This is a genomic window from Polymorphospora sp. A560, assembly GCF_045781765.1.
Classification (GTDB): domain Bacteria; phylum Actinomycetota; class Actinomycetes; order Mycobacteriales; family Micromonosporaceae; genus Polymorphospora; species Polymorphospora lycopeni.
On record NZ_CP122282.1, the window covers coordinates 95,062 to 116,330 of the forward strand.

17 protein-coding genes are annotated in these 21,269 nt (G+C 73.7%); 7 read left to right on the forward strand and 10 right to left on the reverse strand.

The annotated features are described in order from the left end of the window. Positions 1-58: 58 nt before the first annotated feature. The 6 genes from QCD66_RS00445 to pdhA form a co-directional block, all read right to left on the reverse strand. Positions 59-1,903 carry an NHL domain-containing thioredoxin family protein gene (locus tag QCD66_RS00445; RefSeq protein WP_375732653.1) on the reverse strand — a complete coding sequence of 615 codons (1,845 nt, stop codon included), beginning with the start codon at positions 1,901-1,903 and terminating at the stop codon, positions 59-61. 39 nt (positions 1,904-1,942) lie between these two features. Then, positions 1,943-4,816, reverse strand: a complete 2,874-nt coding sequence (locus QCD66_RS00450; RefSeq protein ID WP_375732654.1) for a hypothetical protein — start codon at positions 4,814-4,816, stop codon at positions 1,943-1,945. Positions 4,817-5,150: 334 nt separating this feature from the next. Continuing rightward, positions 5,151-5,288 carry a hypothetical protein gene (locus QCD66_RS00455; RefSeq protein ID WP_212824807.1) on the reverse strand — a complete coding sequence of 46 codons (138 nt, stop codon included), beginning with the start codon at positions 5,286-5,288 and terminating at the stop codon, positions 5,151-5,153. Between the two features lie 225 nt (positions 5,289-5,513). Then, positions 5,514-6,977: a dihydrolipoamide acetyltransferase family protein gene (locus tag QCD66_RS00460; protein WP_375732705.1), complete on the reverse strand. Its 1,464-nt coding sequence runs from the start codon at positions 6,975-6,977 to the stop codon at positions 5,514-5,516. A 5-nt stretch (positions 6,978-6,982) separates the two neighbouring features. Beyond that, positions 6,983-7,960: an alpha-ketoacid dehydrogenase subunit beta gene (locus QCD66_RS00465; RefSeq protein WP_375732655.1), complete on the reverse strand. Its 978-nt coding sequence runs from the start codon at positions 7,958-7,960 to the stop codon at positions 6,983-6,985. Further along, complete coding sequence (pdhA, locus tag QCD66_RS00470; RefSeq protein WP_364212926.1) at positions 7,960-9,156, reverse strand: pyruvate dehydrogenase (acetyl-transferring) E1 component subunit alpha; 1,197 nt, start codon at positions 9,154-9,156, stop codon at positions 7,960-7,962. The genes QCD66_RS00465 and pdhA overlap by 1 nt, the downstream gene beginning before the upstream one ends. A 470-nt stretch (positions 9,157-9,626) precedes the next feature. Here pdhA and QCD66_RS00475 point away from each other — a divergent pair, with 470 nt between their 5' ends. From QCD66_RS00475 to QCD66_RS00490, 4 genes are all read left to right on the forward strand, one after another. Then, positions 9,627-10,541 carry a hypothetical protein gene (locus QCD66_RS00475; RefSeq protein WP_375732656.1) on the forward strand — a complete coding sequence of 305 codons (915 nt, stop codon included), beginning with the start codon at positions 9,627-9,629 and terminating at the stop codon, positions 10,539-10,541. Positions 10,542-10,618: 77 nt separating this feature from the next. Beyond that, positions 10,619-11,701 (forward strand): hypothetical protein, encoded by a 1,083-nt coding sequence (locus QCD66_RS00480; protein WP_375732657.1) that lies wholly within the window; start codon positions 10,619-10,621, stop codon positions 11,699-11,701. A gap of 75 nt (positions 11,702-11,776) precedes the next feature. Beyond that, entirely contained in the window at positions 11,777-12,313 is a 537-nt protein-coding gene (locus tag QCD66_RS00485; RefSeq protein WP_375732658.1) for a helix-turn-helix domain-containing protein, read from the forward strand. A 32-nt stretch (positions 12,314-12,345) separates the two neighbouring features. After that, entirely contained in the window at positions 12,346-12,924 is a 579-nt protein-coding gene (locus tag QCD66_RS00490) for a PIN domain-containing protein (protein WP_375732659.1), read from the forward strand. A gap of 37 nt (positions 12,925-12,961) precedes the next feature. Here the strand turns inward: QCD66_RS00490 and QCD66_RS00495 are convergent, their stop codons facing one another. Further along, positions 12,962-13,648: an NUDIX hydrolase gene (locus tag QCD66_RS00495; protein WP_364212908.1), complete on the reverse strand. Its 687-nt coding sequence runs from the start codon at positions 13,646-13,648 to the stop codon at positions 12,962-12,964. Between the two features lie 70 nt (positions 13,649-13,718). Here QCD66_RS00495 and QCD66_RS00500 point away from each other — a divergent pair, with 70 nt between their 5' ends. The 3 genes from QCD66_RS00500 to QCD66_RS00510 all read left to right on the forward strand — a co-directional run bounded on the left by QCD66_RS00500 (position 13,719) and on the right by QCD66_RS00510 (position 16,321). Next, entirely contained in the window at positions 13,719-14,780 is a 1,062-nt protein-coding gene (locus QCD66_RS00500; protein WP_375732660.1) for an SPFH domain-containing protein, read from the forward strand. Positions 14,781-14,817: 37 nt separating this feature from the next. Beyond that, positions 14,818-15,723 (forward strand): hypothetical protein, encoded by a 906-nt coding sequence (locus tag QCD66_RS00505; RefSeq protein ID WP_364212902.1) that lies wholly within the window; start codon positions 14,818-14,820, stop codon positions 15,721-15,723. A 148-nt stretch (positions 15,724-15,871) separates the two neighbouring features. Next, positions 15,872-16,321 carry a VOC family protein gene (locus tag QCD66_RS00510; protein WP_375732661.1) on the forward strand — a complete coding sequence of 150 codons (450 nt, stop codon included), beginning with the start codon at positions 15,872-15,874 and terminating at the stop codon, positions 16,319-16,321. 38 nt (positions 16,322-16,359) lie between these two features. Here the strand turns inward: QCD66_RS00510 and QCD66_RS00515 are convergent, their stop codons facing one another. From QCD66_RS00515 to QCD66_RS00525, 3 genes are all read right to left on the reverse strand, one after another. Continuing rightward, positions 16,360-17,586, reverse strand: coding sequence for a hypothetical protein (locus QCD66_RS00515; RefSeq protein ID WP_375732662.1), 1,227 nt, complete (start codon positions 17,584-17,586; stop codon positions 16,360-16,362). 81 nt (positions 17,587-17,667) lie between these two features. Next, a complete protein-coding gene (locus QCD66_RS00520) occupies positions 17,668-19,383 on the reverse strand; it encodes a GTPase (protein ID WP_364212893.1) in 1,716 nt (571 codons plus the stop codon). Next, positions 19,380-21,116: an ABC transporter gene (locus QCD66_RS00525; protein ID WP_375732706.1), complete on the reverse strand. Its 1,737-nt coding sequence runs from the start codon at positions 21,114-21,116 to the stop codon at positions 19,380-19,382. Before QCD66_RS00525 ends, QCD66_RS00520 begins: the two co-directional genes overlap by 4 nt. Between the last annotated feature and the right edge of the window lie 153 nt (positions 21,117-21,269).

The following is a 21,269-nucleotide window of genomic DNA, read 5'->3' on the forward strand; positions in this document are numbered from 1 at the left end:
GCGCGCCGGCGACACGCCAGACTTACTCCCTGATCACGCGGATCATGAGCAGAGCGGGTCAGGTGTCCAAACCGCGGAGGATCAACGGCAGGCGGGCGGCGGCGTCGGCGGCGATGGTGACCGGAACTCCCCAGTCCTGGCGGGTCAGGTGGCAGGCGGCGTGCTCGGCGTCCGCGTCGCAGGTCGCGGCCTGCGCCACCACCTGCAGTACCCCACCGGGTACGGCCGGATCGATCACCAGCCGGCGGCTCAGGTCGGTGCCGACCCCGGCCCCCTCGACCAGCAGCTCCGGCGGCGAGGCCGACACCTCCAGCCGGGTCGACGGCCCGAACGAGTCGTCCAGCTTCTGCCCCGGCGCCGGCGTGAAGATGACGTCCAGAACGACCTCGCCGCCCCGCAGCCGGGTCGGCGGCCGCTCGGCCCGCCGTCGCGGCCCGTCGACCGTGCTCGCACCAGCCGCCGACAGGGTGCCGGGCGCCAGCCGGGTCAGCCGGTGCGCCGCCGACTCCACCACCAGCACGTCACCGCCGCCGGTCACCACGACGTCACTCGGCTCGGCCAGCCCGTCGGCCACCGTCGACATCACGCCGGCCACCGGGTCGAACCGGCGTACGGCCCCGTTGTAGGTGTCGGCGACCAGCACCGAACCGTCCGGCAGCGCACACACACCCAGCGGGTGCTGCATCAGCGCCTCGCCGGCCGGACCATCGACGTGGCCGAAGTCGAAGAGCCCCTGACCGACCGCGGTGTGCAGCGCCCCGTCCTCGACGTAGCGCAGCGCGCTGGTCTCGCTGTCGGCGAGCCACAGCCGGGCCCCGTCGGCCGAGACCGACAGACCGGACGGCTGCGCCAGCCACACGTCCGGCAGCGGCCCGTCGCGCAGCGCCTCGACGGTCGTACCCGCGTAGACACCGGTCGTGCGCTTGATCGGGTCGTACCACCACAGCTGGTGGATGCCGGCCATCGCGACCACCACCCGGCCGTCGTACCAGGCGACGTCCCACGGCGAGGAGAGGTCGGCGGACACGGCGTCGTGCGGGAGGTCGTCGACCGTCGACCGCCACTGCCGGCCGGTGCCGGCGACCGTGACCACCTCGCCGGTGTCGAGCCGTACGCCGCGCAGCAGGTGGTTGACGGTGTCCGCCACCACCACGTCGAAGCCGGCCACCTCCGCGACCTGCGGCGGCAGCAGGCACAGCCCCTGCGGCTCGGCGAACGAGGCGGTCGCCGGCGTGCCGTCGGCCCGACCCCGGGACCCGGAACCGATCTCGCCGACCACCGTCTCGCCGTCGGGCGCGAACCGCACCAGCCGGTGCCGTGCCGAGTCGGAGACGAGCAGGTCGCCGCCGGGCAGCTCGACCGCCTTGCCGGGGAACCGCAGCGTCGTCGCGGGTTCGGCGGGCGGCACGTACGGCCCGTCGCCGCGGTGCAGGGTGCCCTTGGCGTCGTGGGTGGCGATCAACTCCTCGATCAGCCGGGTCAGCCCTTCCGCGTGCCCCTCGCCGGCCATCGAGGCGACGACGTAACCCTCCGGGTCGACGACCGACAGGGTCGGCCACGCCTTGGCCGCGTACTGCTGCCACATGTCCAGGTCCGGGTCGTCGAGCACCGGGTGCGCGACCCCGTACCGTTCGACCGCCGCGGCCAGTGCCACCGGGTCACGCTCGTGCTCGAACTTCGGCGAGTGGACGCCGACGACCACGAGCACGTCGCCGTACTTGTCCTCGAGCGGCCGCAGCTCGTCGAGTACGTGCAGGCAGTTGATGCAGCAGAAGGTCCAGAAGTCGAGGATTACGATCTTGCCGCGCAGGTCGGCGAGGGTGAGCTCGCGCCCACCCGTGTTGAGCCATCCCCGACCCCGCAGCTGTGGAGCCCGGACCCGGTCGGTGCGTGCCTTCGTCATACCGACGATCCTGCCCCAACCGGGTTCCGGGCTCGGCGGCTACCCGCTGGTCGCCGGCTCCAGACACAGCACCTGCTGCCCCTGGTCACCGGCCGCCGGTACGTCGATCCACTGCTGCTGGTTGGCGCACTCCTGGAGGGTGCCGACCTTCGACACCACCTTGAAGGCACCGGCGTCACCGCAGTTCGCCGACGTCGGCCGGTCGCCGGACTGCACGACGCAGTCGCCGACGTTGGGGTTGAACGCCTCGTCGCTGGGCTTGAGCAACCAGACCAGGCCCAGCGGGATCGCGACCAGCAGCACGGCGGCGGCGAGTACGGCGATCAGCACCCGTCCGTTGCGTACCTGCGGCACGGGCTCGGCGGCCGGTTCGGCCGCGGGCTGCTGCGGCTTCGCCTCGGCGCCGGCGTCCGGCCGGAAAGAGTTGAAGCGGTCCTGCTCCTGCCAGTCCTGCGGTGCCCCCGGGCCGGGCTGCCCGGCTGCCGCGAGCGGCTGGCCGTAAGGTCCGGGCTGGTCGAGGCCGCCAGGTTGGTGGCCGTGCGGACCGGCCGGCTGGCCGTAGCCGCCGCCGAACGGCTGCCCGTACGGGTCGGGTGCGCCGAAACCACCGGGGCCGCCCGAGGCGGGCGCACCGGACACCGGGCCGCCGGACACCGGACCCCCGGATACCGGGCCGCCCGAGGTCGGGCCGCCCGAGACCGGGCTGGCGGGGAAACCGTTGCCGGGCGTCTCGGTCGGGGCGCCCGGGTGCGCGAGCGGTGCCGAGGCCGCTCCCGCGAATCCGGACGGGAACTGGTTGGCCGGGCCGCCGAAGGGACCGGGCTGGCCACCGGGACCGTCGTGCTGGCCGCCGTCCGGGCCGGAGCCGATCAGATCGCCGTACGGCGCCCCGTTCGTCCCCCGGAACTGCCCGGTCGGTTCGGCGTACGGGTCGGGCTGGGCCGACGGGGGCGGCGTGACCCGGGCTGATCCGGCGCTGGCGGCCGGACCGTGGTGGGAGAAGCCGTTGGCGTGCTCCCGGGCCGGCGGCGTGCCGGGCCAGCGTGGTTCGTCGGACCAGGCCTGGTTGGGGCCGGGCCACGGGGCACCGGCGGGGGCACCGCCGTCGCCCTGGCCCGGGTCGTCGTCCGTGGCGGCACCCGCCGGGGTGCCGAACGGCGTGCCGGCGGACGGAGCCGGCTCCTCCTCGACGGGATCGGCGCTGACCGGCCGACCGTAGACACGTGGCGTCGACGGCCGGGCCGGGCCGGGCGTGACGCCGTGGTCCGGCGGCGTGACCAGGCTCGACATCGGCACCGACGCACTCGCCGACACGGCCCGGCCCGGCTGCGCCGGTTCGTCGGCCGGCGGCTCCTCGGCGACCGGCTGGGGCACCGACACGCGGCCGGACGGCGGGTTGTCGATGGCGCCGCGCGGATGCGGCACCGGGGCGACGACCTGCGGGTCCTCGGCGGGGTGCTGGGCGGGCTCGCCCGGACCGGGCTGGGCCGCCGGGGGCGGCTGCCCGTACGGCGACGGCTGGTCGTAGCTGGGTGGCTGACCGTAGACGGGCGGCTGCCCGTACGCAGACGGGGATTCGAAGTCGGCGGGCGGCGACGCGGCCAGCGTGGCGCCGGGAACCCGGACCTCCTGTGGCGGCAGCGGCACCACGCCGGACGGGGCGAAGCCGGGCACCGGACCGCCCGGCTGGAAGCCGGGGTCGCGCTGCGCGGGGGCGTCGGGCCCGACCGGCTCCGGCTCGGCGGGCCGCCAGCCGGCGCCGCTCGTCGGCGCGGACTGCGGTTGCCAGGCACTTTCGGCCGGGGCCGGGGGCGGTGGCTGCCAGCCGGGATCCGGGCCGGCGGCCGGCGGAGGCTGCCAGCCACCGTTCGCGGCCGGCGCGGACTGCCAGCCGTCGCCGGACTCCAGGGGCTGGGAGAACCGGTCCGACCCGGCGGACGGCGCCGGGTAGCCGCCGGACTCCGGGCGGCCGAGTGGTTGGGCGTGCTGGCTGGCCCCGGCCGGTGGCATCGGGGCACCGGAAACCGGCCCGGCCGGGGGAACCTGGCCGAGCGGGGGAACCTGCCCGGGTGGGGGGAACTGCCCGGACGGTGGAAGATCGCGGGCCGCCTCGGCCGGCGCCGGCTGGTGCCAGGCGACCTGCGGCTGGGTGGACTGCGGGGGAGCGGACTGCGGCCGGACCGATCCGGGGGGCGGCCAGGGTGAGCCGGACTCCGGTGCCGGCCACGGCTGACGGCCCGGCTCGGCCGGTGCCCACGCCGAGGCGGGCTGGCCCGGCTCGCCGCCGGCGCGGGGGTCCTGCTCGCGGGCGTCCTCGCGCCAGGCGGCCCGGACGGCCTCGAAGCGGCCCGGCTCGCGCTGGCCGGTGTCCCACTCGGCGGGCGGCTGCTCCTGCGCGGCCCACGTCCGGGTGGCCGGCTCGGGGGCCGGGGCGAACGGGGTGCCGGCGGGCGGCTCGTCGAGCGGACGCTGGTGGGGCGACTGCTCGGCGGGCCGGCCGGGTGCACCCCGGGAACCGGTGCCCCACGCCTCCTCCGGCGTCCACGGCTCGGGCTCGGGATGCGCGGAGCGAGGTCCCGGCGGGATGTGTGTGGGCGGCGCTCCGGGGGTCGCGCCGGGCGGCGGGTATGCCGCCGGCCGGTCGCTCCACTCGCCGCGGTAGCCGGCGGCGGGAGGCGCCTGTTCGGCGCCGGCGTGCGGGGTGCCGGGTACGGGTGGGGCGGCGGGCGGCGCCCAGGGGGCGGACTGCTCCGGCCGTACGCCGGGGGCGAACGTGGCCCAACTGTTGCCCGGCGCTGACTGGCGCTCGCCGGGGTAGCCGGTCGACTGCTCGTCCGTACGTGCTCCGTGACCGGTGCCCGGCGCAGCCTCCTGCGGCTCACGACCGGGGTGCTGCTGACCCTCGGACGTCATGTGCGCCTCCTCCATCACATGTCGGCCGTGCCGGCCCCACACGGGTCACCCGCAGGGTCGGCGGTGACTCGGTGGGATCGGCCGTGCAAGCTCCCCGCACGGTAGCCGGTCGGGACCGGTGCTGCCGGGAGCACCTGACCGTCACCAGCCGCACGGGTAGACCCGGGTCGATAGTGCCCGGGCACCTCGTGGCCGGAACGACGGCCGTTCCCAACCGTACCGGGCGCTGCGGCGGTGAGGAATGGCGGTGTCCGGGCACCCGGATACAACGATGCCCCGTCCGGGCGGTCCGGACGGGGCACGGGTTTCGTCAGACGACGAGAAAAGTGTGTGGTCAGCCGTAGTAGCGCTGGGCGATCGCGAGGATCTCCTTGCGGACGGCCGGCGAGTTGGCGGACCGCAGCGCGTGCTCGATGGCCCGTGCGCGGCGGTTGGCGTCGCGGCGGCTGCGGAAGCGTTCGATCATGGACATTTCAGCTCTCCCCTGGCTATTCGGTTGTCAGCCCGTCGATGAGTCCATTGAAGCGCATCGCGGGCCGCGTGACCATCGATTATTAGGTGAGGTGCGACACCTGCCTAAGAATCGAAGGTGTCAGGATGTCCCTGGTTAACTTTCCAGTCGTCAAAGCGACACGGCCGGCGTGCTCCCGGTCACTTCCGGAAGTACGCCGGCCGCATTGCCGGACGGGTCGGACCGTCAGGTCCAGGCCAGCAGGGTCGCCTCGGGATCGGCCAGGAACGCGCCCACGTCACGAATGAACAACGCGCCCAGTTCCCCGTCGATGATCCGGTGGTCGAACGACAGGCCGAGGGTGGTGACCTGCCGCGGCCGGATCTTGCCCTTGTGCATCCAGGGCGTCTCCCGCACCGCGCCGAAGGCCAGGATGGCGGATTCACCCGGAGGCAGGATCGGGGTGCCGGTGTCCACCCCGAACACCCCCACGTTCGTGATCGTGAAGGTGCCCCCGGTCATGTCCGCCGGGCTGGTCTTTCCCGCCTTGGCGGTCCGTACCAGCCCGGCCATCGCCTCGGCCAGCTCGTGCAGGGTCAGCCGCCCGGCGTCCTTGATGTTGGGCACGATCAGGCCACGGTCGGTGGCCGCCGCGATGCCGAGGTTGACGTACTCCTTGACCACGATCTCGTCGCCCGCCCAGGTCGAGTTGACCATCGGGTGCCGGGCGGTGGCGAGCAGTACCGCCTTGGCCACCAGGAGCAGTGGCGAGACCCGGGTGTCCCGCCACTGCGGCAGGGCCCGCAGCCGGTCCAGTGCCTTGATCGAGCGGGTCATGTCGACGGTGTGGAAGAGCGTGACGTGCGGCGCGGTGAACGCCGACGCGACCATGTTGGCCGCTGTGATCTTCCGCACGCCCTTGACCGGGATCCGCTGTTCGCGGTCCGGCCCGAAGGACGGCGCAGCCCCGACGGCCGCGGCCGGAGCCTCCGCCGCCCCGGCCGCCGCCAGGTGTACGTCGTCCCGCGTGATCGAGCCCTGCGGCCCGGTCCCGGTCAGCGTGGCCAGGTCGACCCCGAGATCACGGGCCAGCTTGCGTACCGGCGGCTTGGCGAGCGCGCCGGGGGCGCGAGCCGGCGCCGTGACCGACGCCCCGTTCGGCGCCGGCGGTGCGGTCGGCATCGCCGGCATGGCAGGCATCGCGGGCATCGTCGGCATGGTCGGGGCGGCGGCCGGGGCCGCCTTCGCCGCGGCCGCCGCCGGGGCCTCCGTCGCCTTGCGCGGGCGCCGCTTGGCCGCCGACGTACGCGGCCCGTAGCCGACCAGGACGGCGGTTCGCTCACCCGGCCCGTGGCCGCCGGTCATCCCCGGCTCCACCATGCCCTCGGCCGGTGCCACCTGCACCGCCGCGAGCGAGGCGGCGGACGGCGCCGGCAGCCCGTCGGGCGGCAACTCGCCGGCACCCGGGTCGGTGTCGATCGAGATGATCGGCGTGCCGACCTCGACCACGGTGCCCTCGCCGTGGAAGATCGCCCGCACCTGGCCGGCCCACTTGGCCGGGATCTCGACGGCCGCCTTCGCCGTCTCGACCTCGACGATCGGCTGGTTCAGCTCGATCGTGTCGCCGACCGCGACCAGCCACTTGAGGATCTCGCCCTCGGTCAGCCCCTCGCCCAGGTCGGGCAGGTTGAACTCCTTGACCCTGGTCATCGCGGTCACCAGCCGAAGGTACGGTCGACGGCGTCGAGCACCCGGTCCAGGTCGGGCAGGTAGTCCTCCTCCACCCGGCTCGCCGGGTAGGGGGTGTCGAAACCGGCCACCCGCAGCACCGGCGCCTCCAGGGAGTAGAAGCACTTCTCGGTGACCCGGGCGGCGATCTCCGCGCCGAGGCCGACGTTGGACGGCGCCTCGTGCACCACCACACAGCGGCCGGTGCGCCGTACCGAGTCGTAGACCGCGGCCAGGTCGAGCGGCGACAGCGTGCGCAGGTCGACGACCTCCAGGTCGCGACCGTCCTCGGCGGCCGCGGCGGCGGCGTCGAGCGCGGTACGCACCATCGGCCCGTACGCCAGGATCGTGGCGTCGGTGCCGGGCCGTACCACCCGGGAGGCGTGCAGCGGATGGTCCGCCTCGGTGTCGACCGGCCCCTTCTCCCAGTAGCGCCGCTTCGGCTCCAGGAAGACGATCGGGTCGTCGGAGGCGATCGACTGGCGGATCATCGTGTAGGCGTCCTGCGGTGACGAGCAGGAGACGACCTTCAGGCCGGCGGTGTGGGCGAAATATGCCTCCGGGGACTCGGAGTGGTGCTCGACCGCGCCGATACCGCCACCGAACGGGATCCGGATGACGATCGGCAGGGAGAGCTTGCCCCGCGACCGGTAGTGCATCTTCGCGACCTGCGACACGATCTGGTCGTACGCGGGGTAGACGAAGCCGTCGAACTGGATCTCGCACACCGGCCGGTAGCCGCGGATCGCCAGGCCGACGGCGGTGCCGATGATGCCGGACTCGGCGAGCGGGGTGTCGATGACCCGGTCGCCGCCGAAGTCCTTCTGCAACCCGTCGGTGATCCGGAAGACGCCGCCGAGCTTGCCGACGTCCTCGCCCATGATGACGACCTTGGGGTCGTCGTCGAGGGCCCGCCGCAGGCCGGCGTTGAGTGCCTTGCCCATGCTGAGGGTCTCGGTGGCCATCAGTGCACACTCCCCTCGAACGACTCCAGGTAACGGCCGAACTCCGCACGCTGCTCGTCCAGTTCCGGGGAACCGCCCGGATAGACGTGGTCGAAGAGCGACAGCGGCTGTGGATCGGGCATCGAGAGCACCCGTTCGCGCAGGTGCACCGCCTCGCGCCGGGCCGCCTCGTCGACCTCGGCGAAGAAGTCGGCGTCGGCGATCTGCTGGCGCTCCAGGAACGCGCGTACCCGGGCGATCGGGTCCTTGGCCTGCCACGCCTCGACCTCGCTGGCGATCCGGTAGCGGGTCGGGTCGTCGGAGGTGGTGTGGGCACCCATCCGGTAGGTGTACGCCTCGATCAGGGTCGGCCCCTGCCCGTGCCGGGCGTTGTCGAGCGCCGCCCGGGTCACCGCATAGCTGGCCAGGACGTCGTTGCCGTCGACCCGGATGCCGGGGAACCCGAAGCCGGAGGCCCGCTTGTAGAGCGGGATACGGGTCTGCCGTTCCAGCGGCTGCGAGATCGCGTACTGGTTGTTCTGGCAGAAGAAGACCAGCGGGGCGTTGAACACGCTGGCCCAGACGAACGCCTCGTTGACGTCGCCCTGCGAGCTGGCGCCGTCGCCGAAGTACGCGATGACCGCCTCGCCGTCGTCGCCGCCGGTCTTGCCGTCCATCGTCACGCCCATGGCGTAGCCGGTGGCGTGCAGCGTCTGGGCGCCGATCACGATCGTGTACATGTTGAACTTGAACTCGTTGGGGTCCCAGCCGCCCTGGTCGACCCCGCGGAACAGGCCCAGCGGCATGATCGGGTCGATGCCGCGGCAGTAGAGCACGCCGTGCTCGCGGTAGGTCGGGAAGGCCATGTCCTGCGGGCGCAGCGCCCGCCCCGAGCCGACCTGTGCGGCCTCCTGCCCCAGCAGGCTCGCCCACAGGCCCAACTCGCCCTGGCGCTGCAGCGCCGTGGCCTCGGCGTCGAGCTTGCGTACGACGACCAGGTCCCGATAGATGTCGCGGTATTCGGCGTCGGTGAAGTCGACCGTGTATTCGACCCCGTCCGGGCCGGTCACCGACTCGATCCGTTCCCCCTCGGGGGTGAGCAACTGGATCAGCTCAGGATCCGGCCGAGCAGCCGTAGAACCGGACCGCCGGGAGGCGGCCTGTCTGCCGCGGGTGGTGGTCCCGCGGGTGGTGGTCCCGCGTTCGCCCTTCGCCATCGGTCTCTCCCTGTCATAAGTGCGTCGGCAACGGGGGTGACCCGACCGCGCAGCCGTGGCGCCTGCCGACTTGTGCCGGAACAGACTCTCGTGCCGCGCCTAGCCCCGGTGGGGGTTGCCGCGCGGCGTGGGCCGGGTTCTGGCGAACCCGGCCCGGGAGTGCCGACACCGGGCCGCGCCCACCGCTGGTGTGCGGGAGGCCACGGCCGCGTTGCCGTCGGGTCCATATTCGCAGAGAAGGTGAGCGTGATTACAGTACGGCCTCGATGACCTTGACTATCCGGGCCTGTTCGGGGGAGATGCACACATTTCCCGTCGTGAGTAGGTAACCGACCCGGAACTTGGCACGTTGACACACCGTGCAGGGCTGGCGGACAGTGCGTGACTTCGTCACTCTGCTTGGCAAGGCCGTCCCGGGCGACCTCCCTCGCCCGCTCGGTGGATGTCGCCTACGGACGAGGAGTTCGGCTGTGCCGGACCACCATGACGAACCGCCGCCCGTGCCACAGCGCCACCGTCGTCTCGACGGGATACCCGGAAACCACCGATGGCTGCGGGGCGCGCACCGCGCCGAAGGACTCTCCGGTCCGACCCGCCGCTACGTGCTCATCGTCGCCTCGCTCGGGGTGATGGCCTCGCTCCCGATCATCGCCGCGCTCGGCGCCGGCCCCACCACCGTCGGGGGGACCGCACAGCCCGGTGGCGGCCCGTTCCTCGGCCACCCGTCCGTCGGCCCGGTCGTGGTCGTACCGCTGCCGACCCCCACCCTCGACCCGGGCCGGCCGCCGCTGGTCGGGGTCGGCGACCCGGTCGCCCCGACCAGCCGTCACCGGGCGTCCGGCCCGCACCGCACGGGCAAGGCGAAGCCCCGCCGTACGGCGTTCGAACGGGTCCGGCCCCGCCCGACGGTGCGCCCGACACCGGAGAAGACCAGCTTCTTCCCCCGGCCGACGGTGCCCCGGCCGACGACGCGTCCGACGACCCGCCCCACCACGCCCGGTCCCACGCCGTCGGTGGCGCCGACCGGGTGCCCGAGCCCGACGCCCACCGCGAGTCCCGACCCGACCGGTACGCCGGGCCCGACCCCGTCGCCGACGGTCGGGCCGACGTCGAGCCCGTCGCCGACGACCGAGCCGACGCGGACCGGGCGGCCGACGACCCGACCCACGCCGACCGCGTCGTCCGGTTCGTCCGGTGGCCCTGGCCGGCCGCCGGCGCCGGCCCGCACCACCGGCACCGGGTCGCGGGACACCGAGGCCCGTACCCCCGGCCACCGGCCCACCGGCAGCCGCGACGAGGCCGGCCGCCGGTCGTCCCGTACCGGATCGGGGGCGACCTCCTGGGCGCCGGCCGGACGGCCCGCCACCTGGCCGGGCGGGCGCTGACCCGCGGTCCAGGGCTTGCACCGGTTGGTTAGCGTCGATCCGATCGCCGTCCGCCAGCCCCGCGTGCAGGAGGGACCATGAGCATCCCCCCGATGGCCCCGGCCACCCGACGACGTCCGCCCTACGCCATCTTCGCGGTCGGCTGGGAGGCCGTACTGCTGCTCGTCACGGTCATCGCCGTCGGCGTCATCGCCCTCCAGGTGCCGCTGCTGCGCGGCGGCAACTACTGGTACGGCGTCGCGACGCTGGGGCTGCTCGCGTCCGGCTTCGCCCTCTCGCTGCGGACGGCCACCCCCAACCTGGCGGTCGTCGGCCAGGCCACCCTGGCGGGGGTGGTCTACGCGAAGCTGGTGGCCGACAGCGGGTGGGCGGCGGTCCCCGCAGGGCTGGTCGCCATACTCGTGCTGCTCGTCTCCGGTGCCTTTCTCGGCCTGGTCGCCGGCCTGACCACCGCACCCGGGTGGGCGGTCTCGCTCGGCGGGCTGATCTTCGTGCAGGCGATCGCCCTGGCCATGATCGACGGAAGGTCGCTCGCGATCCCCGCCGGCGGACTGCCCGGCACCGGTACGACGATCCTCTGGGCGGTGCTGTTTCTCGTCATCTCGATCGGTGGCGGCCTGCTCTGGCTGGTGCCGAAGGTGCGTACCCTGCTCGCCGCCAACCGGTTCCCCGGCGACCCGGTGCCCGGCTGGCGACTGACCCGCCTGCTCGGTGCCGTCGTCGGCTTCACCGGATCGAGCGTCCTCGCCGCCCTCGCCGGGATCGTGGCCGCCAACCAGCTCCGGGTCGTCACCGGCCTTGTCGACCTGAGCCAGCTCGCCCTGGTCGTGGGTGCGGTGCTGCTCGGCGGCGTCAGCGTCTTCGGCCGGCGCGGCGGGGTGGCCGGCACCGCCCTCGCGGTCGTCCTCCTCGTCGCGATCAACTTCTATCTCACGCTGGAGGGCGCGCCGCGGTGGATCGCGTACGGCGTGGTGCCGGCGCTGGCGGTCCTGGGCGGCATCGGCATCGGTCGCGGTCTGGAGGCGTTGGCCGGCCCCGAGTCCGACGAGCCGTCCGCACCCGCCCCACCCGGGTACGCCCCGGCGTCCGCCGCGTACTCGCCAACGCCGGCGAACTACATGCCACCGCAGGCTGCCGGCAGCTTCGGACCCAATCCGTAACAGGCCCGGTTGACCCTCGGCCGTTCGTAGCCGCAAGAAACGAAAGTGGCTACGATACTTGCGAAAGGGGGAGCCGTGCGAGGAGTTGCTGTCCGAGGAGAGACGTATCTGCCGGACCCGGACGGTGGGATCGCGCAGATCTACGACTTCATGGAGGCCCACGAGTCGGCGGACCTGAGCCGAGATGCCCCTTCCTCCTACTACCTGGCGGGGCCGGCCCTGGCTGACCGGGTCGAACTCCCGGTCGAGGTCTACCAGGTGCTTCGTCAGGTGGTGGCCGCGCTGCGGGAGGGGCTCGCGGTTACCGTCGCACCGTTCACCCAGACCCTCACCACGCAGCAGGCGGCGGATCTGCTCGGAGTCAGTCGGCCGACCGTGATCAAGCTGCTCGACGAGGGACGGATCCAGTTCGAGAGGGTGGGTACTCACCGCCGCGTTTCCCTCCAGGACGTGCTCGCATACCGGGAACGGCGTAGGCAGGAGCAGTACGCGGCGCTCGAAGCGACAAGTGTCGGTCTCGAGGATGAAGAAGATCTTGAGACCACGCTGCGGGAATTGCGGGAGGCGCGCCGGGCGGTGGCAAAATTGAACCGGGGTTCCAAACGCGATTAGTCTGTTACACCGTTTGATGTCAGAATTCCGCGGTGTTCCTGGTGCTGCTGGATACCTGTGTTTTGTGGCCAAGTTTGCAGCGCGACTTCCTGCTTTCACTGGCGGTCGAAGGCGTATATCGGCCGGCCTGGAGTTCCACGATCCTTGCTGAGCTCGAGTTTCATGAGACGCGTAAGTTGATGCGGCGCGGTACGGACCGCCGGGCAGCGGCGCGCCGTGCGCGCTGGCTCGTCGAGCAGATGCGCAAGGCGTTTCTGGATGCCGAAGTCCAGGGATGGGAAGCGCTGGTCGGCACGTACGGCCTGCCGGATCCCGACGATGAGCATGTCGTGGCGGCGGCGGTTGTCGCGGGTGCCGGCGCGATCGTCACCCACAACATCAAGGACTTTCCGGCTGAGCGGCTGCCTACGGGGTTGCAGGTGCTCGACCCGGTGGAATTCGCGGAGGCCACCGTCTCGCTCGACCCGGTGAGCGCGCGTCGAGCGGTGTCCGCAATCGCCCGGCGCTCGGGCAGGATGGGTGTCGAGATGGCCGAGGGCGAGATTCTGGATTTGTTGGCGCGTCGGTACGGGATGACGCACTTGGTGCAATGGATCAGATTCGGAGGATGAAAGCCTCGGGTCGTCTTGATCCCAGCTGATTCAGGAATCAGCGGTCCGGGGTGGGGCGGATTATCGGGGGATGCAGGGCGGTTGCCGGGCCGCGGCGGAAGACCTGGGCGGGCCGGCCACGTTCGCCCTCCGTCGCCCGGCCGGCCGGCACGAGGAATCCGGGCGTACCGGTGACCTTGCGGTGGAAGTTGCGCGGGTCGAGGCGGGTCTCCCAGACCGTTTCGTAGACCGTCCGCAGTTGCGCCACGGTGAACTCCGGCGGGCAGAAGGCCGTGGCGAGCGGGGTGTATTCGAGCTTGGCGCGGGCCCGTTCGAGGCCGTCGGCGAGGATCCGGTCGTGGTCGAAGGCGAGGTTGCGGGCCCGGGCCACCGGCAGCCATTCCGCTCCCGCGGCGTCGGTGCCGGCGACCGGGGCGGGCAGGTCGGGTAGCAGGGCCAGGTAGGCGACGGTGACGACCCGGCCGCGCGGGTCGCGGTCCGGGGTGCCGTACGTGCCGAGCTGCTCCAGGTGGGCGGCGGCACCGGTCAGCCCGGTCTCCTCGGCGAGTTCGCGTTCGGCGGCCCGGGGCAGGTCCTCGTCGACACGTACGAAGCCGCCGGGCAGGGCCGGCGCGTCCTCGTACGGCGGCACGCCGCGCCGAATCAGCAGCACGGCCAGTCCGTCGGCGCGGATGGTCAGGACGACGAGGTCGACGGTCACGGCGAACGGCGGGTACTCGCTCATGTGATTTATCACCACCTTGACGAGAATCTACCATCGAGATTATCGTCAGTACGACGAAAAGAGGTTCGAGATGGCCGACGTGACTGCCCGTCTGTTCCTGCGTCACCTGCGTGGCGCCCCCACCTCCTGGGTCCGGCACCTCGTCAACGGCAAGATCCGGCACGAGGGCGTCGGCCAGTCCTACTGGTACCGCCCGCTCGTGTCGGTGCTGAGCGAGGTGCCGATCGACGACCGCGAACTGCCTCTGCTCTTCCACGCCCGGACCGGCGACTTCGCCGACGTGACCGTGCAGGCGACCGTCACGTACCGGGTCGCCGACCCGGCGGTGGCCGCCAGCCGGCTCGACTTCTCGGTCGACCCGCGCAACGGGACCGCGCGGGCGCGACCGCTCGACCAGGTCGCCACCCTGCTCGCCGAACTCGCCCAGCAGCCCGCGCTCGACCTGCTCGCCCGGGTGCCGCTCGCCGAGGCGCTGACCAACATCGCCCCGGTCCGCGAGGCGGTCTCGGCCGCCCTGCGCGCTGAACCCCGGCTCGCCGACATCGGGGTGACCGTGGTCAGCGCCCGGGTCGTCGCGGTCCGGCCCGAGCCGGAGATGGAACGTGCCCTGCAGACCCCGACCCGCGAGGCGGTGCAGGTCGAGTCGGACCGGGCCACGTACGCCCGGCGGGCGCAGGCGGTCGAACAGGAGCGGGCCATCGCCGAGAACGAGATGCAGAACAAGATCGAGCTGGCCCGCCGGGAGCAGCAACTCGTCGAGCAGCGGGGCGCCAACGACCGCCGCAAGATCGAGTTGGCTGCCGACGCCGAACTCGCCGCCGCGCAGGGCAAGGCCGAGCGGGAGAAGGTCGCCAACACCGCCGCCGCGGAGCGGGCCCGGGTGCTCGCCGCCGCCGAGGCCGACAAGGAACGTACCCTCGCCGCCGCCCGGGCGGACGGCGTACGGGCGGTCGGGCTCGCCGAGGCCGAGGCCGAGTCGGCGAAGCTGGCCGCGTACGCCGACCTGCCGCCCGGTGTGCTCCAGGCCCTCGCGGTGAAGGAACTCGCCGGCCAGTTGCCGGCGATCGGCCAGCTCACGGTTACCCCGGACATGCTCACCGACCTGCTCGCCCGCCTCGGCGGCCCACGATGAGGGTGACCGGCTGCCCAGCCCGGGACGGGGTGGACCGGTGAGCGGCACGCTCGCCCCCAGGGTGGTCGTGGTCAGCCGGCGCAGCGAACTGGACGAGCTGCTGGTCCGGCACGGCACCCGGGCGGCGGCCGGCTTCTACCTGCGGCAGCGGGGGCGGGACCTGGACGAGGTCGCCGCCCGGCACGACGCGCTCCAGGCGGCGCTGACCACGGTCGGCGCCGCCGTCCCGGCCGACTGGCGGCGCGGTCACGTCGACCGCGACGACCTGGCCCGGTTCCTGTTCGCGCCGGAGGACATCGTGGTCGCGGTCGGGCAGGACGGGCTGGTCGCCAACGTGGCCAAGTACCTCGACCGGCAGCCCGTCGTCGGCGTCGACCCGGAGCCGGGCCGCAACGCCGGCGTACTCGTGCGGTTCGCCCCGGCCGCCGTCGCCCGGCTGCTGCCGGCGGTCGCCGCCGGCCGTGCCGCCGTGCAGGCCCGGACCATGGTCCGGGCCGTCCTCGACGACGGTCAGGACCTGGTCGGCCTCAACGAGGTGTACGTCGGGCATCCGTCGCACCAGTCCGCCCGGTACGTCGTCGGCGTCCCCGGCGGCCGGCGGGAGCGGCAGTCGTCGTCGGGGGTGGTGGTCGGCACCGGCACCGGGGCGACCGGCTGGTGTGCCTCGATCGTCCGGGACCGGCCGGAAGCGCCGGCGCTGCCCGGCCCGGTGGACGAGGCGCTGTGCTGGTTCGTGCGGGAGGCGTGGCCGTCGCCGGCGACCGGGGTCGAACTGACCGGCGGCCGGCTCGCGGCCGGCGAGTCGATCGAGCTGACCGCCGAGGGGGAACGCCTGGTCGTCTTCGCCGACGGGGTCGAGACCGACCACCTGACGATGGCCTGGGGCCAGCGGGTGACCGTGGGCACGGCCGACCGCCGCCTCCGTCTGGTCGTACCGTCCTGAGGTGCGGCGTCGCACGCCGGCTGGCGGACGTCGATCAAGGAGTAGTTGCGTGATCGCTGTGCCGGTTCGGGTGATACATCCCCTTGATCAACGAGCGGTCAGCGGCAGGTCCCGGGAATGTGTCGGGCGTGCTCGATAGCGTCCGGGTATGACTGTGGGCTACCAGATCTCCTTCGACGCCGAGGATCCGCACCGGCTGGCCGCCTTCTGGGCCGAGGCGCTCGAATACGTGGTCGAGGACAACTCCGCCATGATCCGTGGACTGCTCGACGGCGGCATGGTCACCGACGCCGACACCACCACCGTCGACGGGGTGCTGAGCTGGCGTGGTGCCGCCGCCATCCGCGACCCGGCAGCGCCCGTCGACGAGAAGAGCGGGATCGGCCTCGGTGGCCGGCTCCTCTTCCAGACCGTTCCCGAGGCCAAGACCGCGAAGAACCGGGTGCACCTCGACCTGCGCCCCGGCCCGGACCGCCGGGAGGAGGTCGTGGAGCGGCTGATCCAGCTCGGTGCCCGCCGGCTGTGGGACGGCCGGCAGGGGCCGAACACCTGGATCACCCTCGCCGACCCGGAGGGCAACGAGTTCTGCGTCGGCTGACCCGAGCCAGAACGGCAGCCGGGCGGCTGCCGGACCGGTCAGGCCGGTTCGTCGCCGCCGAGCCGCTGCCGGTTCGCCTCGATCCAGGCGTCGAGCGCGTCCGGGTCGTCGGGATCGATGCCTTCGGCCATCAGTTGCGCGACCGCGGCGGTGGCCGGGCTGCGCCGCTCGCCGGTGGTGTAAAGCCGGACGAACTCCGGAATCATGTCGTCGATCGCGGTGTCGGTCTGCGCCGCCGCCTGCGCCGGCAGGGCCCGCCGCCGGGTCGCGTACGCCGCCCATGCACGCACCACCCGGGGCAGCATCGCCGCGTCGTCCATGTCGAGCACGGCCCGCCGGTGCACCCAGTCGAGCAGGAAGAGGCCGGCGACCGCCGGGCTCCACCGCATCGGGTCGGCGTCGGGGAACGACGCACCGTGGTCGAGCACCAGGCTGATGCAGAAGTGCAGGGACGCCAGGTCGGCCTCGGGCACCTCGTGCAGCCCGAAGCGGGCCGCCTCAGGTGAGTTCAGAAAGTCGCGTACGAGCGTGGTGCGCTCGTCGGCGGACATCTCCGGAATCTCCTCGACCGCCGCGAGCGCGGGCGTGGGCAGCAGCGCCAGCCGGGCGCCGACCAGTGCCCGGTCGGTGGCCAGCGAGCCCTCCTCGGGCAGGTTGCCCAGGTCGTCGGTGATCACCAGGTGCCGGGCGACCTCGCCGCGCAGCCGGCGCGGATCCTCGTCGCGGAACCAGGTCAACTCGTCGTCGGCACACATCTGCCGGACCTGGCCGAGGATCCGTTCCGCCGGGCCGCCGACGAACACGTCCTTGGTGATCCCGATGTTGTGGTCGACGAGGGCGACGACGGCGTGCTCCGGGCCGCCCGCCTCGGCGTCGTCGTAGGCGAAGGTGGCCAGGTAGGACGTCTGGTCGCCGTACACGTCGCCGTAGGCGTAGCTGCCGGTGAGCCGTACCTTGCCGAGGTGCGGCGACCACGACGGCGCCTGCGTGCCCGGCTTCACCGTCGCCGCGCCGGCGGCGTCGGGCACCAGGGTGGCGAAGACGTTGCGGATGGTGGTGGCCGCGGCGGTCCGGCGGCGGGAGGTGGCTGCGAGGAATCCGGTGACGAAGTCGCGGATCGCGGTGGCCCGGTCCTCCTCGGCGACCGCGTAGACGCTGCCGAGCAGTGCCGTGCCGAGCATCTCGGCGTCGAGGGCGCAGTCGAGCTTGGTCACGTCGCGGGCCGCGGCGAGCACCGCGTCGTAGGGGGTCTTTGGCGTGGCCATGGATCGACCCTACGCCCGCGGACGCCCGCCGGGTATCAGGAGCGACGGCTCGGCGGACCGTCGATGTCCCCCGTACGGGGGTCAGCGCGGCGGCGTCGCGGCGGCCAGCGCCTCCCGGGCCTGGGCGTACGCCTGGAGCACCGACCGGACCGGCGCGACCACGTGCTCCCGGCCGACCTCGGCCACGGCGGCCCGCAGCCGGTTTTCCGCCCTGGCCCGGGCCCGCCGGGCGGCGAACGAGGTCAGCGGCCGGACGGCCAGCGCGAGGAGCAGCCCGAGCAGCAACCCGCCGAGCAGCAGTGCGGTCGGCAGCGGCACCGCGCCGATCATCGGGTGTTCGAGGGCGGGCAGTTGCAGGGCGCGTAAGGCGTAGCCCAGCAGGAGCCAGCCGAGGCCGGCGACGGCGGCGAGGGTGACCAGCCACTGGAGCCCGCCGACGATCCGCCACCACACCGGGCGACCGCCGACGCCGAGGTCGGTGCCGGCCACCGCCCGGTCGAGCGCGTCGGGCAGGTCGCCGAGCCGGGACCGGGCGGCAACGGTGACCGCCGCCGGCCACGGCGCCGGAAGGGCCGCGCTGGACTTCGCGGCGACGGCACGTACGGCGAGCCCGACCGCGGACCGCTGCGCGGCCGTGGGGTCGGGTACCGAGGTCAGCGGGGTCGGTGCGGCCTCGTCGTCGGCCGTCTTCGGCGCGTCGGGGCCGGGCAGGTGCAGGCGGCGCAACGGGTCGGGCCGTAGCCGGCGCCAGCCCCGGACGATCGGCCAGCCGGTGGAGGCGGCGGCCCGGTGCCGGTATGCCCGCTCGGTGGCCTCGGCGACCGCCGGCACGCCGGCCGTCGCCGCGAGCGCGTCGGTCAGTTCCCGGACCGTCGTACGGTCGACGTCGTCCTCGGCGGCCGGCGGACCGATCAGGTCGGCCAGCCCGGCGGTCACCGCGTCGACGTCACCGGCGAGCCGGCGCAGGGCGGCCTGCCGCTCGGCGACGGTGTTCTCCAGGATTCCGCGCAGTTCGGTCATCGCCGCCGGGTCGACCGCCGACGTGGCGAGGACCGGCACCCCGTCGAGGCCGTCGGCGTCGAGGAGCCGGCGCAGGTCGTCGAGGACCAGGGGGAGGTCCGCCGCGGGCAGCCGGTCGGCCTGGTTGAGCACCACGAGTGTGACGTCGCGGTGCTGCTGGAAGCCGCGCAGGTACCCGGTGTGCACCACCCGGTCGGCGTACTTCTGCGGGTCGACGACCCAGATCACCAGGTCGACCAGGCCGAGCAGGCGTTCGACCTCCAGCCGGTGCGCCCGTTCGACGGAGTCGAAGTCGGGCAGGTCGAGCAGGATCAGGCCGTGCAGGGCGGCCTCGTCGTCGCCGTCGAGCGCGCTCTCCCGGACGAACCGGTGGCGGGGCAGCACCCCGATCCAGTCCAGCAGCCGGTTGGCGCCGTCGAGCGGACCCCAGACGCAGGCGTGCGCGACGCCGGTGGTCGGCCGGCGTACGCCGACCGGCGACAGGTCGAGCCGGGCCAGGGCGTTGAAGAGGCTGGACTTGCCGCTGCCGGTCGCGCCGGCCAGGGCCACCACCGTGTGGTCGCGGGACAGCGCGAGCCGGGCCCCGGCGCGTTCGATCAGGGTGTGGGCGGCGCCGAGCCGGTCCTCGGGCACGTGGTCGGTGGTGGCCCGGACGAACCGTTCGACCGCACCGACCCGGGCCAGCAGGGCGTCGGGGTCGACCCGCCGGTCACCGCGGAGCCGGTCCCGTACCTTTCCGACGAGGTCGCCGACCGACCGGCCCGTCGCTGCGCTCACCGGGCGGCCCCGGGCAGCGTGAACGGTGCGTCGGTGGTCAGGCGGGCGGCGGTGCGGGCGGCCTCGACGTCGGCCGCCGCCCGGCGCAGTTCCTGGCCGGGGTCGGGGCCGACCGCGCGGATCCGGACGAGGTAGCGGGCCGCCTCCTCGTCGAGCAGCTTCTCCAGCCGCTCCAGAAGGTCCTCGCGGGACCGGCTGGCCATGTTGCGGACGGCCTGGTCGCCGAAGATCGCCTCGAGCACCTTCTGGGCGGCGACGGTGGTGCCGGCGCCGGCGGCCACCTCCAGCCCGGTCGGGATGAAGGCGGTCGACGCGAACACGGCGATCATGACGGCGAGCCCGGTGGCGTTGACCGCGTACGCCGCGCTACGGGCGACGAACCGCTTGTCGCCGCCCTCGGCGCGGACCAGTTCGAGCACGCCGCGCTGCCAGTCACGGATCAGCCGCTCGGCGCGCTGCGGCAGATCGGCCGAGGGGCGTCCCAGTTCGGGTTCGAGCAGCGCCGCCCCGGCCGGGTGCGACTGCCAGCCGCCGTACGCGTGCTCGGCGGCGTCGGCCGCCACCCCGCGTACGAGGGTCACCAGCTGCGACTCGATCGCGGTCTGCAGTTGGGTCGCCGGGGCGGGGCGCCCGGTCAGCGCGGCGACCAGCCGGTCCCGGACCCGCCCGACGCGCGCCTCCAGGGTGCGGAAGAACTCGCCGGTGCCGATGTACTCCTGCCAGCGGGCGAGTACCTCGCCGCGGAGCAGCCGGCCGTCCTGGAGACCTTCCTCGAAGGTGCGCCGGCCGGCGCGGTAGGAGGTGCGTACCCGTTCGTCGAGGACCCCGGCGGCGGCCGCCTGGTCGTCGGCGGCACCGGCCAGCGTGGCGACCGCCGGCGCGAGGGCGGCGAGGGCGCCGTCGAGGGTCTGCCGGACCACCGCGGCGCGGGCGGCGGCGTCGCCGGCGAGCTGCTGGAACCAGTCCCGCAACGGCTCGGTGACCTGGTACGGCAGCAGGCCCTGGCCGTCGACGTCGGTCTCCGGCAGCACGAACAGCGGTGCCGCCGCGAGGTCGTGGGCGGCGAGCATCTCGGACAGGTGGTCGGCCACCTCGTCACTTGCCTCCGGTGGCACCCGGTCGAGGACGAGGGCGATCACGGTGCCGCGCAGCCGCGCGGTGCGCAGCAGCTCCCAGGGGACGGCGTCGGCGTAGCGGGCCGCGGTGGTGACGAACAGCCACAGGTCGGCGGCGGCGAGAAGCTGGCCGGCGAGGGCCCGGTTGGCGTCGACGACGGAGTCGATGTCGGGGGCGTCGAGGAACGCGAGGCCGGGGGGCAGCGCGGGCGCGGCGACCAGTTGCAGGGTGCCGGGGTCGTCGCCGGGCTCGGTGGTACGCGTCAGGCCGGGCAGCAGGTCGCCCTGGCGGAACCAGCCGATGTCGGCCGGGTTGGCGACGAGCACCGGCGACCGGGTGGTGGGCCGCAGCACCCCGGAGGCCGTGACCCGGGCCTGGACGATGCTGTTGACCAGGGTCGACTTGCCGGCGCCGGTGGAGCCGCCGACGACGACGAGCAACGGCGCGTCGAGCCGGGCCAGCCGGGGCAGCAGGTAGTCGTCGAGTTGCGCGACGAGGGCGGCACCGACCCGTCGTGCGTCGTCGGCGGAGGGCAGCACCAGCGGGTAGGCCGACGAATCGATCACGGTCCGGAGTCGGTGCAGGGCGTCCGGGAGGGCCGACGTGTCCTCGGTCACGTCCGCCTCGGCGGGCTCGGCGGCGCCGGCATCCGGGTCGTCGGTCGAGGGCTTCTCAGCCGGCGAGTCGGACTTTTCCGGACTATTCACGCTGGAATCGTCGGCGGGCGTCTCGACGACATCCTCGGGCGGCTCGGGAACGACGGACACGCC